Genomic DNA, 14,952 nt, shown 5'->3' with positions numbered 1-14,952 from the left:
TACTACAAGTTTTTTTTGAACTGTCGTATTTGATTGTTGAATTGTAATTTAGCAATTAAGTATTCATCCAAACTTTAAAATCACTTGTTTTTTGTCTACTTACTATAAACTCATGATCTCTAGCATTTAACACTGATAAAATTATCCTATGATTAAAATAAGGCTCTAGACGTTGAATGGAAATTTTGGAAACAATTTGTCCTCTATTTATTCGATAAAATTTGGAGTTATCTAACGACTGAAATACTTGATCTATTGTTTCATCAATAATGTATCGTTTATTTTGATGGGTTACTCCAAACGTAATGCTTTCTTGAGAATAGATATAAAGTAGTTCAGAGATTCTTACTTGAACAAACCCGCTCCCCTCTTTTACTAAGATTCCTGAACGTTTTTGAGGAGTTTGCATATTACTAAGAAGCTCTTTTAAAATGAAAGGCTCTAAAATAGCTTGTTTGTTTGATTTTATATACTTATTTACCGCCTTATCTAGTTCTTCTTGTTGAATTGGTTTTAATAAATAATCTATACTATTTACTTTAAATGCTTGAATTGCATATTGATCAAAAGCTGTTGTAAAAATTATGGGAGTTATAATCTCTACTTGTTGAAAAATTTCAAAACTTAAACCATCTGCCAATTGAATGTCCATAAAGATCAAGTCGGGTTTTACATTGTTTTCAAACCATAAAACTGCATCTTCGACAGCATCTATAACCTCTAATAATTCATAATCGTATTTACCGTTATTCAATAATTGTTGTAATTGATTTACTGCACGAGGTTCGTCTTCAATAATTAATATTTTCATAGTTTTTTGTTTTGATTTTGGTGCTTCAATAAAGGCAAAAACACAGTGAATTCATGACCATTATTCTTAATAATCGGAGCTATATTTGAGATCAGTTTATAACGTTTTTCAATATTCTTCAATCCAATTTTTGTTGATGGAATTTTAGTTGATTTTGGTTGAATTTTATTCTTTACAACCAAATAGTTTACGGTAGTTCCAATATCTATTATTAAAGGCTTAGTTTTAGAAACAACATTATGTTTGATAGCATTTTCAATTAAAAGTTGTAAACTCATAGGAACAACCATGTACTTCTTTTTCTCTTCAGGAATGTTCCAATGAATCCTAAGATTTTTTCCAAATCTTTCAGATTGTATATAAACATATGCCTTGGCAAATTTTAGTTCCTTTTCTATAGAAATTAAATGTGTGTTTTCAGATTCTAAAATAAAACGATAAACATTAGATAAATTATCTACAAATCCCTTGGCTTCTTGTTTAGTATCTTGGTCAATAATATCTCTTAGCGTATTTAAACTATTGAATAAAAAATGTGGTTGTGCTTGATTTTTTAATGTATCCAATTGAGCTTGAATCATTACTTGTTTTGCTTGCTCCTCTTCTCTAATTGATTTTTTTAAGCGTACATAATAATAAATAGCTTCATAAATAGCCATCACCATAATTACAATTAAAATTATCGGTAAAAGAACTTTAAAAATGACTCTATGTGTTGAATAATAGCCTAAAAATGTGAAAAATTTTGCCAACAACGGCCCTACCGTATAATCCACTATGAAGATTACACTTGTGATAGCAAAAAAAAGGAAAGTAATTCGTTTAGCATCATCTTTAAAATCGGGATATTTCTTACGCAAAAAAATTAAAATAGTCCTAATAATTATCCAATCGCAAACTGTTGAAAATAAAGCAGCAAACCAGCCTATCATAACAAGTTCTAAACTTTCTCTTTCAAAAGGATTGTTAAACAAATAATTACCTATAAGGCTCACAATAAATATCCCAATTAGAGTGAACCATATATCATTAAACCCTAAATATTGTATACGTTTTTTTTTGTTCAATAGCATTGAATAGCATTTTGTCCTTAAAATTAATCATTTTAATAATTATTCTCTGCAATTTATAAAACAGTAAAAAAGTAAATTTTAGTACTTTTAAACCAACGTATTCTAAAACCCCCATATGAATGAATAAACTGTTTCGTATACTATTAATCATTTTACTCTTTTCTGCTTGTAAAAATGATGACACAATAGATATTGAAATGGGTACTCCATCTGAAACATTTATTTCAGCGGTAGATATTTCAAGATTTCCTGAAATTTCTAGCGCAGGAACAAAATTCTATAATACTAATGGAGAATTAAATAGCTTCTTAAATATTCTTAAAAATAGTAATATCAATACAATTAGGTTAAGGCTTTGGGTAAATCCTAATACTGAACATTCAGGTTTTAATGAGGTTAAAGAATTTTCTAAAAGGCTAAAAGAACTTGGCTTTAACATATGGTTAACGCTACATTATTCTGATACTTGGGCAGATCCTGGTCAGCAAAAAATACCATCTGAATGGATGGGGTTGAGTTTTTCTGGTTTAAATGAAAAGATTTATTCCTATACAAAAAATGTTATGGAGCAGATCAATCCAGAATTTGTTCAAATTGGAAATGAAATTAACAATGGAATTCTACACCCCGAAGGACATATTACTAATAATTACATTCAGTTTAGTGAACTAATTCAATCTGGGATTAAGGCGGTTAGAGAACACTCTCAAACCTCAAAAATAATCTTACACTTTGCGGGTATTGACGGTGCCGATTGGTTTTTTAATCAAGTTAAAACATTTGATTATGATATTATTGGACTATCCTACTACCCTATTTGGCATGGTAAATCTATTGCAGAATTGGAAACGAAAATGAATAGTTTGGCAACAACTCATAATAAACAAATCTTAATTGCGGAAACAGCTTACCCTTTCACACTAGATTGGAATGATTGGACAAATAATATAGTTGGATTACAAGAACATTTAATTTTGCCAGAATATCCTGCCTCCAAAGAAGGACAAAGACTTTTTGTAAAAAAGATGAAAACAATTTGTAACAAGGTACAAAACGGAATAGGGTTTTGTTATTGGGGAGGTGAATTAGTAGCTTGGAAAGGTACTGAAGGAATAGATGCTTCTCCATGGGAAAATCAGGCTTTATTTGATTTTAATAATAAGACTCTCCCTGTTTTGAATGAATTTTAAAAAATACTTTTTCATACAAATTAACTAGTAACAAAGTATTTAACTAAAAAATTATATATTTGTAAAACAATTAAGTTGTGTAGTCTTAAAACTGCAACATTTATTTTCTGTCATTAAGGAAGAAGATTGGGAAAATAGATGAAACTCTTACGGAAGAACTCCGTATACCTTAATACCATTTGGTTTTAGGTGTACGGAGTTTTTTTACACCTATACCAGATAATTTCAAGTTTAATATTTAAAATTATTTCAAATGAAAAAATTATTCATTGGTTTAGGTAGTATCCTATTAATTACTGTTGTTGGACTTACAATTTTCCCGCAACTACTGTATCTGTTTTCGTTTACTCAAAAATGGGCTTTAAAAATGGAAGGAGAGCAATCCGCTCTTTTCTATTTTAAAAATAATCAAAAAGACTCCTTATATATGAAAGGAGTTATTTACAGTGGAACCTACACTGATTTAACCCAAAAACTTAATGAACATCCTTCTATTACAACCTTGGTTATGGAAGAAGTTCCTGGCTCTATTGATGACGAAGTAAACTTAAAAGTTTCTCGAGAAATTAGATCTAACAATATCAATACCTATATACCAAAAAATGGATGGGTTGCTTCGGGAGGAACAGACATGTTTCTGGCCGGTAAAAAAAGACAAATTGCCATATCTGCAAAGTTAGGTGTACACTCTTGGGCAGATATGGAAAAAACAGCTACTGATTATCCTAAAGAGGATAGTTCTCATACTAAATATTTAGAGTACTATAAAGAAATGGACATTCCTACTGATTTTTATTGGTATACTTTGCAAGCGGCTCCTGCAGATGGAATACATTGGATGACACCAATAGAAATTAATACATTTAAAGTAGTTACCCCATCGTTAAATCTTAACCAACTTTTAGAAAATCAAAAAGTATTAGCTTCAGATGAGTATGCTGGTCGAGGAACGGGTAATAACCTAAAAGCACAAGATTTAATTCGAAATCATTTTAAAAAGAATAAGCTTCTTACTTTTTCAAATAATTACAATCATTCTTTCTCTTTCAAAAATGAAAACACTCATAAAATAGATAATGGAACTAATATTATTGGATATATTAAAGGGAAAAAATATCCAAATCAATATATCGTTATTGGAGCTCATTACGACCATTTAGGTATCATAAATAGAACTGTATACAATGGAGCTGATGATAATGCTTCAGGAACCTCCGCTTTACTAACTTTAGCAAGCTATTTTAGTAAAAACAAACCTAACTACTCTATAATATTTGCTGCTTTTGATGCAGAAGAATTAGGACTTTGGGGATCTAGAAATTTTGTGAAAGAACCACCCATTCCGTTAAAACAAATCAAAATCAATTTTAATTTTGATATGATAAGTCGTAATCCAAACAATGAAATATATGTAGTCGGTACACATTATTATCCGCAATTTAAATCAGGAATTGAAAATATTATACAATATCATCCAGAATTAACTATTTCTTTCGGACATGATGATCCAAATGATAAACAAAAAGATTATTGGATGGAATCCTCCGACAATGCTCCTTTCTTTAAAAATAACATTCCTAACATAACCTTTAGTGAAGAAGATCATCCCGATTATCATAAACATACCGATGATATTGATAATACCAATCCTGAATTTTACAAAAATGTAGTTGTTCTAATTAAGAATACTATACATGTATTTGATTCTAATTTATTAATTGAAAATAATGATTAATAAAATAGATATAGAGAGAACATATAAAATCATTTCTTCAGGTATTATAGAAACTCCTTTAATACATTCACCTTTACTCAGTCATATATCTGGAGCTAATGTTTATTTCAAATTAGAAAATCAGCAAAAAACAGGTTCTTTTAAAATGCGAGGAGTATTATCTAAGATTAATAGTTTAAACAAATTTGATTTTAACAAATTGTTTGTTGCCTCTTCTACTGGTAATCATGCTGCAGCTTTTTGTGAAGCTTCTGAAAAATTCGGTTTTAAAGGAGTACTATTTTTACCAGAAAATACAGCATCATCTAAAGTAAGTGCTATTGCACACTACAAAAATGTAGAAAAGATCTTCTTTGGAAAAAATAGTGTCGACGCTGAGATGAAAGCAACTCAGTATGCATATGAAAACAAGGGAATTCTTATTCATCCTTATAATGATTTAAAAATTATTGAAGGACAAGGAACTATAGGAATTGAAATTAAACATCAATTGCCTCAGGTAGATGTGATACTTGCTCCAATTGGAGGCGGAGGATTAATATCTGGGTTGTGCTGTTACTTTAAAGATACTTCACATGTTAAAGTTATTGGATGTCAAGCTGAAAATGCTTCTGAAATGTACAGGTCGGTAAAATTAAATTCTATTGTACAACCAAGTATAGAAAAAACGATTGCAGATGCTGTAGCTGGTGGAATTGAGCATGACTCATTAACCTTTCCTATTATTAAAGAACATATTAGTGGGTTTGAAATTATAAGTGAAATTAACATTAAAAGAGCCGTTGCCTTTATTGCAAATCATCATCAAATTCTTATTGAACCTAGTGCAGCATTACCAGTAGCCGCTTTATTAAATAATAAAACTTATAAAAACAAGAATGTTGTATTGGTAGTTACAGGAAAAAAAATAAATATGGAATTACTAACCGAAATACTAAATAAGTATGGCAATTATTATTCATAAAAAAGATATCGAAACTATTACCAATACATTAGATGTTGTAAAAGCTATTGAAAATGGATTTATAGCCTATAGTATTGGACTTACCGTAGTTCCACCAGTAGCTGAATTGCTTTTTGAGAAACCCAAAGGGGAAACACATATTAAATATGGATATATTAAGGAACAAGACTATGCTATAGTTAAAATAGCCTCTGGATTCTATGAAAACACTCAATTAGGTATTTCTTCTAGTCAAGGTTTAATGATTTTATTAAGTCAAAAGACAGGAGAAACTAAAGGAATTCTTTTAGACGAAGGATATTTAACAAACATTCGTACTGCCGCAGCTGGAGCATTGGCTGTCAAGTATTTTGCACCTAAGAGCATAAAAGGTATAGGCATTATAGGTAGCGGTATTCAGGCAAGATTACAATTACGTTATCTTCAAAAATATACCTCATGCAAACAAGTATGGATATGGAATAAAAACATTGAGGGAGCACAAAAATTCAAAGAAGAACTAGGAAATGATTTTAATATACAAATAGCAAAGAACACCTCGGAGCTAGCTCAAAGTTGTAATTTAATTGTAACTACAACTCCTTCTGAAAATGCTTTATTGAAAGCTGAAGATATTCAACAAGGCACTCATATTACAGCAGTAGGATCAGATACTCCAGAAAAACAAGAATTAGATAGTACAATTCTTCAAAAAGCAGATATTGTAGTTGCAGATAGTATCTCACAATGCAAAAGTAGAGGTGAAATTTACCATGCTCTAAAAAATAAAACCATTTCTTCCGAAAATATTTTAGAGCTAGGAACTGCAATTCAAAATCCATCGCTACACAGAACCAATGAAAATCAAATATCTGTTGTCGATTTAACCGGAGTAGCTGTGCAAGATATTATGATTGCCACTGCGGTATATGATACATATAAAAACAATAAACTAAAAAACAACTTTTAAATATAATGCTATGAACATTCCAATTTTTGAATTAGAAAGAGTACAATCTCTTTTTGAAAATACCGTAGATTATAATTTAACGGAAAGTGGATTTCATCCATATACATTAAACGAATTACTAACCAAAGATGAAATTGATGGATTAACCAATACCGTATTAGGTTACGGACAAACGAATGGTTCCATTCCTCTTAGAAAACGAATCAGTTCTCTTTATAAAAGTACAACAGAGGAAAATGTCTTGGTTACAAATGGATCTTCTGAAGCTAATTTTATAGCTTGTCATACCCTTTTAGAAAGAGGAGATGAAGTTGTGATGATGGTTCCTAATTATATGCAGATATGGGGAATAGCAGAGGAAATGGGCTGTACGCTTAAAAGTTTTCAGTTAAGATCAGAGAAAAATTGGCAACCAGATTTGGAAGAATTGAAAGCCAAGGTTAGTTCAAAAACTAAAATGATAGCTCTGTGCAATCCAAATAATCCTACAGGATATACATTTACCAAACAGGAAATGAAAGAAATTGTTGACATAGCTAAAAGTGTGAATGCTTGGATATATTGCGATGAAGTATACCGAGGGGCTGAATTAAATGGTAAAACCATTGAAAGCTTTATAGGAATGTATGATAAAGTAATGGTAAATGGAGGTTTATCAAAAGCATATGCCCTACCTGGTTTACGCTTAGGATGGCTTATTGGGCCAAAGGATTTGGTAGCCGATACTTGGGCTTATCATGATTATACCTCTATTACAGCCGGAATAATGAGTCACTATATTGGAGAAATTGCGCTAAGACCAGAAAGAAGACAACAAATTTTAGATAGAAATAGAAGGATGTTGAATGAAAACCTTATAGTTGTAAAAAATTGGTTGGATGAATACGGAGATATTTTTGAATATGCCGAACCGCAAAGTGGTGGTATGCTATTTATTAAATACAATATCAATATTAATTCTACCGAATTAGCAGAATGGTTGCGTAATGAAAAAAGTGTTTTCATTTTAGCGGGTGATGTTTATGGTATGGATTACCATTTTCGCATTGGTATTGGAGAGCGAAAAGAATATATATTGAATGGTCTGGAACGTATAAAAGAAGCTTTAAAAGAACGATTTAATATTTAAACAATAAATAAAGAGTGCAGTGATCATAATGTATTTCTGCACTCTTTTATTTATTTTAAGAATTTCTATTAAAAGGAAAGTTATTACTTCGGACTTATTTCTACATCAACAAATTCTATTTCATTAAACATAGTTTTACTTCCTCTTCCTTTAGATTCCATATCTGTTCTTAAAGGTTGTGGATTATTAAACCATTCTTTTTCACCTACTTCTCTAGGAGACGGAGGTTTCGTATATTCTTCCTCTATGGAATAATTATAAATATCTGTCTCTGGATTAAATGTCGAATCTTCTTTCCTTAAACTTTTGTGATAATTTTTTGTGTTGCCAACACGCTTTCCTAACTCAACCAACAATTCTGCATCAGGGATTGTAACGTACTGTTTTCTTTTTGTAGAGACTAAACATAATGCCGTAGGTTCTTCACCTTCTAGTGGTTTTGGTAATATAGCATCGAAAATTTGATTGACTTCATGATTACTATCTTCATCTCGATTCCACGGTGTAGCATTAAAACTACCATGATGTCCAGCCTTTAAAAAATCAATAGGCTTATTTAGTAAATCTTTTCTTTCTTTCCACATAACATTCCAACTACCATTCTTTTTTCCTGCTTTGAATTCTCCATGCCATTCCGCATCACCTACAAACAATAATCTGTTATTACACCATTCTATCAATAATACTGTGCTAACATTGTTCTGAATACTCGAATCATCAACAGCAAATGCCAACGCATTTGACACCATTCTTGCTTTTAAAGTTCTAAAATCAGCCCCATTAATATTGGTTGGTTTTGCCGATTGACTAGATTTAGGATGTTTTGAAATTGTATCGGCCACCTCTGTAAAGCCTTTCAAACTTCTATCTATATCTTTTCCTAGATAAAAATGATCGATATCTTTTTCAGGAGCTAAAACTGTAATTTTAGTATCATCTTCGACATTCAATTTATGATGGTCAAATACTAATCCTGCATGAACATAATCAACTGAAATTCCATTTTTATTAGGTAGCTCTTGAGTTAATGCTTTTGTAGCTCCTTTATTCCTAATTCCATATAATCCTACTAAATTTCTTAACTCTGGACTAAAGTTGACCTTATCCTTTTTTAACTTAATAATTTCTTCTTCTACTAGGCCGTTTAAAGCCAACGTTTTCTTTGCCTGCGGATGCTGCTCATTCATAGCCGCTGTAATCCAAATATTCTCAATCTCTATATTTTTAAAGAATTTAGGATCAAATCCTTTGATATGATCTTCATGACGATGTGTAACAACAATCAAATCAAGTCGTTTTTTGTTCGAACCAGAAACCGTTGGAAGCATATGCTCTTCTAAATGCTTAATAGAACCATCTAATACTCCACTATTTATTCCTTCTTTAGACCCACAATCAATTAAAATGTGAAACCCATCATCGTTATTTGGAATTCTTACATAAAAACAATCCCCACAACCAACATTATAACTTCTTATTAAGAGCTTATTTCCCATTTTTTATTAGTGTTTAATTGTTCTTCATGTTTTAAATTAAAATGAGGTGTTAGCTCAAATGATAGTAAATTATTTTCCTCTTTTACCAAAACATTAGGAATTCTAGTTCCTAAAAACCCTTTGGTACTACCAATCAATGCTCCTACCTGCCCAGATTGTATTCGTTGTGCTAATGTTTCTAAAAATTCTTCTTTTCTTTTTTTTCCTGCTTCAATCTCCTTCCTTCTATTAGGCTTGTTTACACTTCCTACTTTTAAATCGGTACCAGGTTTTCTCATCCATGAGAGCAGAGTTCCTTTTTCATTAAAAACCAACGTTCCTCCGCATAACATTGTGGTTACCTTTCCGTTATACTCACCGAACTGTGGACCTCTTAAAACCACATCTTCTCTCCATAAATATTGAAGTATTATTTGTCTTGGCATTCGTATACCTCTTCTTATAAATTTGTTTGCATCATATAAATCAGCCACAATAATATCTTGATTTGCTGGAATCATTAATTGTGGTCTATTATCATTCAAAAATTTATATGCCGCTGTTTTAGACCTTGAAATACTATCAATACTATGATATACTTGTGGATTTAGTTCTTCATAAATATGATTAATTTCTTTCAATTCCTTTGCTTCTCCCTTCGAAAGAATCTGTCTATCATAAAATGCATCAATCATCATATCATAGTAGTTATTCGGATCTTTTGGGTCCGCCAATATGAATGATTTTAATACGGCTTTAGCATAGTCTTTAAATGTAACATCTATCGGAGGTAACAAATCTAACGGTTGAACTGCAACACTTTGCATTCGTTGTATCGCCCAATAAAAAGCTCTATTTGCCACATCTTTAGCTGTATCGCCAGAACTTGCTTGTGCCCTTTTCACATAACTATTTGCAAATCCTTTTAAAATATCAAACATAGCACCAGTCATCACTTGAGAAATAAAATGTGGACTCTGACTTTCTTTAACTTTTTGTTGATTCATTTTTAGTGAATTTCTAGCCGTTCTTAAATATGGCTTTTCTATGACCGAATCACCAAACTGCTCTGCCAAAGATGATAAGATCTTTTCTTTATCAAAATCACCATCTGTTTTGTCTGCTAATCTTTTTCTGAACTGATTGTTTCTTAATAGAATTAAAATAGCTGTAATATCACCTATATATTCATGAAAAGCACCCGTTTCAACTAGAAAGCTATTGATAAAATAAGGACGTATTCCGTCTAAGACAGCATGACCAAATTCATGATTTATAATATCTGCAGAAAGACACGTATAAATTCTATCGTCGTTATCATTATCAAAGTAATAGAATTGTAATGATTTACTTGATCTATCATAAAAAGCATTTTGCCCATAACCAGCATGAGGCACTACAATTAAACGATTTCCTTCAAACCCAAAAGGAATAGGGCGTCCTAAACCAAAACCATTTTCAAAAAAGGCCAAAGCTCTCTGTAAAATTGCCCAAACATTCACTTGGTGAAATTGTAAGTTATTTAAATTTGATTTGTCTAGTACTTTTTTATTTATGTCATAAAACTGTCCCTCCTTTTCATTCCATTTTGCTTTTGGTAACAGCATATCTGTATCTCCATTGTAATCAACAATTGCAAAGCGGGCACTTGTTGGCCCATCTGAAATTCCTGGTTCCCAAGACACGTAAAAATTCTCATCAAAACCAGCTTTAGGATCTTTTTCAGCTACCAATGGATCTTGAAGATATACATCAAATGGTAATTGTATATGTAAGGCTTTTTCAACATCTAAATTAAGATAATTTGCCGCTGAATAAGCATTCATTCTAACTTCCTTTGTTAAGGATATTTTTTTAGATCTACTCATTTGCCTTGGTTTTAGGTAATTTTTGTTTTAGGGTTTCTATTTCTTTTAATAATGCGGCTTCCTTCTCTTTTAAAGATTTAATTTGTTTGTTAAGATTTTCTGTTTGTTCATTGTTACCTATTCCATCGTCATCTCTTTCTCTAGAAAGCACATACCCAGCTATAGTACCTAATAAAGCGGCCAAAGTTGATCCCGAGATTAACTTATCTCCTCCTACCAAAGCTAAAATGCATATACCTGGGAACATCAATACAAGACCAATATATTTTATAGATTGAAATCCTAAATACTGATTTTTATAACGTATGTGATAAAAGAATAAAATGATTAAGGTTAACATAATCACAAAAAAAGCAATACTGATATTTTGTATAATCTCTCCAGATATTACTATCTTATCGTTCCTTTTATCATCATTTCCTTTACTTATCTTCTTCTTTTTTGTCTCATTATTTTCTTTTATCGAGTCAGTTTGAGTTTTTACAGTTGTCTGTGTCTTGGTTTCTTGAGAATAAATAGCTTGTTCAGGTAGCGTAAAAACGGCTAATAATAGCACAAACATTAAGCACTTGAATTTAGTTGTATGTTTCATATGTAGTTTGGTTTTAAGTTATTAATATAAATGTGTACTATGGAATTGGAAATACCTATCCATAAGTAATTACAACACCATAACGGTATTATTAGTAGGAAAATAAGGTTGGAAAAATCACTTTTATCATAGTGATTAGATAAAATTATAAAAAAATATTCATTTATTATCTTCTTTTTAACTGTAAAAAACACATAAATTTCTTTTATGGAATATTTTTAAAACACTCAATATCTAAAAGTTACAACACATAGAAGATAATTATCTTTTTACGGTAAGTATTAAGATGACTACTTAAAAAATTATACACTACAATTATTTAACACTTTATTAAACGCTACTTAGTTGCAATAATAAAATAATCATTTATATTTGCAACTAGGTTGCATTAGTGTGATTTGATATTAATTAACATTGAATGTTATAATTGCTCTAGAATCACATACTAACCTACTTTAACGAACATATAATTAAACTACACATGATTACAAAAGAACAAGTATTAGAAGTACAAGAAAAATGGGGTAACGGAGTCGTAAAAATAGGCGCATTGAAAGAAAATAGGGTTGAATGTGAAGCCTATGCGAACAATTTTCTTGATGAACGTTATAGTTTTGGGTCAGGTTCGGTTTTATTTAAGCCAACCAAATGTGAACTAGAGCAATTTAGACCTACAAAAATAGAGGCATTATCTTATTTTATTGCTGGCGACAATAGAGCCTGTAAAGAAGATAAAGGTTTTGCAATTCAACCATGGACTAAGGTTAGATTTGAGAATTCAGGTTTTATTCTTGAAGAAAACCGTGCAATTGCCATGGGAAACTATTTTTTCACAGATTTAGAAGGAAATGAGGCTAAAGTTGAATACACGTTTGGCTACAAGCTTATTGGGAATGACTTAAAAATTGATGTACATCACTCATCATTTCCATATACCAATCCAGATATTGTAGCTTAATGCATTCAGTACTTTATCTTCTATGTCCAACCGATTGTTTAGAAACCCATGTTAATAGCACTTTTAAACATCAAAACTATTTTTATACATCTCTTGGTAATTCATTTACCACAGATTATAAAACTATAGATAGTTTAAAAACGTTAATGCTTGAACATAACATTAGGGAGATTAGTGTTGTCCTTTCCAATGATAATCCAATTTTTTTGGATGCGTTGGAAGGACAATTTTTCACTAAAATTAGTGGATTAAAACACTTTTATTCTAAAATAAGTAATCAGAGAAGACACTCTGAAATCATTTGGAATTCGGATAATCGCAAGGATGCAATACTTTCTCATTTTCTTAACAATAAAATAAAAGAACTTCAGGATAGTTTAGGTAACTTTCCATTTCATTCAGTTAAAATAAACGGAAAAATCTATGATAGATTCGAAAATAGTTTTAAAAATGTATATTCGAGTCTAACTTGTTTAGAGAAGCATTCCTTAAATTAAACTATGGAATATAATAGAAGAAAATTTCTTTCCTTTTTAGGAAAAGCTAGCCTGGGAGTAATGGCTACACCTCCTTTTTTAGTAAGTTGTGGAAGTACTACCACTCCCCTTTCCTCTAAAAATATATCTAATGAGGACTTAGACCGATTGAAAAAGGTTATTTTAAAAAACTTAGCTCCCACAGATCAAGATGATTTAATACTTACAGAAGGACTACAACATCATGTTATTGTAAAATGGGGAGACCAAATAAGTAATACCGATACTTTTGGGTTTAATAACGATTTTACTTGTTTTATTCCATTGAATGACAACAATCCTAAAGATGGTTTGTTATGGGTAAACCATGAATATGTAAACCCTTTATTTGTTTCTAATTTCGATTATAGAACTTACAGAAACCCAATGGAACATCGTACTATTGAGCAGGTAAATAAAGAAATGTATAATGTTGGTGGGAGTATTATTAGAATTAAGGAAGTTAATGGGAAGTGGGAAGTTGTTAAAAATGATCCCTACAACCGACGTATTACCGCACATACTCCTATGCAATTGAACTGGGATACTCCTATCAAAGGTAAAACCATTGCTATTGGTACAAATAGTAATTGCTCTGGTGGTATTACACCTTGGAAAACCTTTCTAACTTGTGAGGAAAACTATAGTGATGTATTTGGAGAAACGATGTACGACTCAGATAATAATCCAATGCATAAACAGAGTAACTTAGATTGGGAACGTTTTTATAATTATCCTCCAGAACATTACGGTTGGGTAGTTGAAATTGACCCTAAAACTGGCAACGCCCAAAAACACATTGCTTTAGGTAGATTTGCTCATGAATGTTGTACTTTATATGAGTTAAAAGATAAACGTGTTGTTGCTTATACTGGAGACGATAAAAACGATGAACATTTATATAAATTCGTTTCTTCTAAACCACATTCTTTAAAAGAAGGAACGTTATATGTTGCAGATACAATTAATGGAAAATGGTTAGCTTTAGATTATAAAACACAACCAATTTTACAAGAACATTTCAAAAACCAAACAGAAGTACTGATTAGAGCTCGAGAAGCTTCCAAATTATTAGGAGCTACCGAATTAAATCGTCCAGAAGATATTGAAATAGACCCTATTACCGGAAATATTTTAATCACCTTAACCAACAACAAACCTAAAAATGATGTTCATGGATCCATTTTAAAAATTGAAGAATCAAATGGCAAATTTGATGCTTTAACCTTTAATGCAAGTACGTATTTAGCAGGTGGAAAAGAAAATGGATTCTCTTGCCCAGACAATTTGGCTTTTGATTTATCTGGAAATTTATGGATGACTTCAGATATGTCTGGAAGTTCTATGAACAGAAGTGATAAACCCTATATGCCATTTAAAAATAACAGTTTATTTGTGATACCTAGGCATGGAGAAAATGCAGGTAAAGTAATTCGAGTAGCTTCAGCTCCTCGAGATGCAGAACTTACTGGCCCATGGTTTTCTCCAGATGGAAAAACATTATTTTTAAGTGTCCAACATCCAGGAGAACAAACTAATGATCTCAAACACCCTACTAGCACTTGGCCTTTCGATAAAGATGGAATTCCTAAGTCTGCAGTAGTTGCTATTCAAGGAGATCTCATTGAAAAGATGAATAACTTACATAAAATATCAACATTACAATAGATGTATTCGTTTCTTAATCTCAAAA

General features: G+C 31.1%; 13 protein-coding genes. 8 read left to right on the top strand and 5 right to left on the bottom strand.

From position 1 onward, the window contains the following. Positions 1-55 precede the first annotated feature (55 nt). Positions 56-811 (bottom strand): LytTR family DNA-binding domain-containing protein, encoded by a 756-nt coding sequence (locus tag ABNT22_RS09945; RefSeq protein ID WP_348717068.1) that lies wholly within the window; start codon positions 809-811, stop codon positions 56-58. Continuing rightward, a complete protein-coding gene (locus ABNT22_RS09940) occupies positions 808-1,884 on the bottom strand; it encodes a sensor histidine kinase (RefSeq protein WP_348717070.1) in 1,077 nt (358 codons plus the stop codon). Before ABNT22_RS09940 ends, ABNT22_RS09945 begins: the two co-directional genes overlap by 4 nt. 119 nt (positions 1,885-2,003) lie before the next feature. Here ABNT22_RS09940 and ABNT22_RS09935 point away from each other — a divergent pair, with 119 nt between their 5' ends. The 5 genes from ABNT22_RS09935 (at position 2,004) to ABNT22_RS09915 (ending at position 7,851) form a co-directional block, all read left to right on the top strand. Continuing rightward, the gene (locus ABNT22_RS09935; protein WP_348717072.1) at positions 2,004-3,074 is read left to right on the top strand and encodes an arabinogalactan endo-beta-1,4-galactanase; all 1,071 of its coding nucleotides are present in this window, start codon (positions 2,004-2,006) and stop codon (positions 3,072-3,074) included. Positions 3,075-3,327: 253 nt separating this feature from the next. Continuing rightward, entirely contained in the window at positions 3,328-4,809 is a 1,482-nt protein-coding gene (locus ABNT22_RS09930; protein WP_348717073.1) for a M28 family peptidase, read from the top strand. Beyond that, positions 4,802-5,773 carry a threonine/serine dehydratase gene (locus tag ABNT22_RS09925; protein ID WP_348717075.1) on the top strand — a complete coding sequence of 324 codons (972 nt, stop codon included), beginning with the start codon at positions 4,802-4,804 and terminating at the stop codon, positions 5,771-5,773. Before ABNT22_RS09930 ends, ABNT22_RS09925 begins: the two co-directional genes overlap by 8 nt. Further along, a complete protein-coding gene (locus ABNT22_RS09920; RefSeq protein ID WP_348717077.1) occupies positions 5,754-6,722 on the top strand; it encodes a hypothetical protein in 969 nt (322 codons plus the stop codon). The genes ABNT22_RS09925 and ABNT22_RS09920 overlap by 20 nt, the downstream gene beginning before the upstream one ends. 10 nt (positions 6,723-6,732) lie before the next feature. Further along, a complete protein-coding gene (locus tag ABNT22_RS09915) occupies positions 6,733-7,851 on the top strand; it encodes an aminotransferase class I/II-fold pyridoxal phosphate-dependent enzyme (protein ID WP_348717078.1) in 1,119 nt (372 codons plus the stop codon). Between the two features lie 83 nt (positions 7,852-7,934). On the opposite strand, the gene ABNT22_RS09910 is transcribed toward ABNT22_RS09915, so the two are convergent. Genes ABNT22_RS09910 through ABNT22_RS09900 form a run of 3 tightly spaced genes read right to left on the bottom strand, consistent with a single transcriptional unit; the run spans position 7,935 to position 11,786 of the window. Further along, a complete protein-coding gene (locus ABNT22_RS09910) occupies positions 7,935-9,347 on the bottom strand; it encodes an MBL fold metallo-hydrolase (RefSeq protein WP_348717080.1) in 1,413 nt (470 codons plus the stop codon). Then, positions 9,329-11,194 carry a hypothetical protein gene (locus ABNT22_RS09905; RefSeq protein WP_348717082.1) on the bottom strand — a complete coding sequence of 622 codons (1,866 nt, stop codon included), beginning with the start codon at positions 11,192-11,194 and terminating at the stop codon, positions 9,329-9,331. The genes ABNT22_RS09910 and ABNT22_RS09905 overlap by 19 nt, the downstream gene beginning before the upstream one ends. Continuing rightward, entirely contained in the window at positions 11,187-11,786 is a 600-nt protein-coding gene (locus ABNT22_RS09900; protein WP_348717084.1) for an OPT/YSL family transporter, read from the bottom strand. The genes ABNT22_RS09905 and ABNT22_RS09900 overlap by 8 nt, the downstream gene beginning before the upstream one ends. A gap of 481 nt (positions 11,787-12,267) precedes the next feature. Between ABNT22_RS09900 and ABNT22_RS09895 the strand changes: the two genes are divergently transcribed. The 3 genes from ABNT22_RS09895 to ABNT22_RS09885 are packed head-to-tail and all read left to right on the top strand — an operon-like array spanning position 12,268 to position 14,927. Continuing rightward, positions 12,268-12,744, top strand: a complete 477-nt coding sequence (locus tag ABNT22_RS09895; protein WP_348717085.1) for a hypothetical protein — start codon at positions 12,268-12,270, stop codon at positions 12,742-12,744. Beyond that, positions 12,744-13,241, top strand: coding sequence for a hypothetical protein (locus ABNT22_RS09890; protein ID WP_348717087.1), 498 nt, complete (start codon positions 12,744-12,746; stop codon positions 13,239-13,241). The genes ABNT22_RS09895 and ABNT22_RS09890 overlap by 1 nt, the downstream gene beginning before the upstream one ends. A 3-nt stretch (positions 13,242-13,244) precedes the next feature. Next, positions 13,245-14,927 carry a PhoX family protein gene (locus tag ABNT22_RS09885; protein ID WP_348717089.1) on the top strand — a complete coding sequence of 561 codons (1,683 nt, stop codon included), beginning with the start codon at positions 13,245-13,247 and terminating at the stop codon, positions 14,925-14,927. The last annotated feature ends 25 nt before the right edge of the window (positions 14,928-14,952 follow it).

Origin of the sequence: Tenacibaculum sp. 190130A14a (assembly GCF_964048965.1) — a bacterium.
Taxonomy (GTDB): domain Bacteria; phylum Bacteroidota; class Bacteroidia; order Flavobacteriales; family Flavobacteriaceae; genus Polaribacter; species Polaribacter polynesiense.
This window is presented reverse-complemented; position numbering and strand designations above follow the sequence as displayed.

Excerpts from the sequence above, each read along its gene's own strand:
- ABNT22_RS09915 (WP_348717078.1), top strand. The coding sequence starts at position 6,733 with ATGAACATTCCAATTTTTGAATTAGAAAGAGTACAATCTCTTTTTGAA.
- ABNT22_RS09905 (WP_348717082.1), bottom strand. The coding sequence starts at position 11,194 with ATGAGTAGATCTAAAAAAATATCCTTAACAAAGGAAGTTAGAATGAAT.
- ABNT22_RS09885 (WP_348717089.1), top strand. The coding sequence starts at position 13,245 with ATGGAATATAATAGAAGAAAATTTCTTTCCTTTTTAGGAAAAGCTAGC.
- ABNT22_RS09925 (WP_348717075.1), top strand. The coding sequence starts at position 4,802 with ATGATTAATAAAATAGATATAGAGAGAACATATAAAATCATTTCTTCA.
- ABNT22_RS09945 (WP_348717068.1), bottom strand. The coding sequence starts at position 811 with ATGAAAATATTAATTATTGAAGACGAACCTCGTGCAGTAAATCAATTA.
- ABNT22_RS09900 (WP_348717084.1), bottom strand. The coding sequence starts at position 11,786 with ATGAAACATACAACTAAATTCAAGTGCTTAATGTTTGTGCTATTATTA.
- ABNT22_RS09940 (WP_348717070.1), bottom strand. The coding sequence starts at position 1,884 with ATGCTATTGAACAAAAAAAAACGTATACAATATTTAGGGTTTAATGAT.
- ABNT22_RS09935 (WP_348717072.1), top strand. The coding sequence starts at position 2,004 with ATGAATAAACTGTTTCGTATACTATTAATCATTTTACTCTTTTCTGCT.
- ABNT22_RS09930 (WP_348717073.1), top strand. The coding sequence starts at position 3,328 with ATGAAAAAATTATTCATTGGTTTAGGTAGTATCCTATTAATTACTGTT.
- ABNT22_RS09890 (WP_348717087.1), top strand. The coding sequence starts at position 12,744 with ATGCATTCAGTACTTTATCTTCTATGTCCAACCGATTGTTTAGAAACC.
- ABNT22_RS09910 (WP_348717080.1), bottom strand. The coding sequence starts at position 9,347 with ATGGGAAATAAGCTCTTAATAAGAAGTTATAATGTTGGTTGTGGGGAT.
- ABNT22_RS09920 (WP_348717077.1), top strand. The coding sequence starts at position 5,754 with ATGGCAATTATTATTCATAAAAAAGATATCGAAACTATTACCAATACA.
- ABNT22_RS09895 (WP_348717085.1), top strand. The coding sequence starts at position 12,268 with ATGATTACAAAAGAACAAGTATTAGAAGTACAAGAAAAATGGGGTAAC.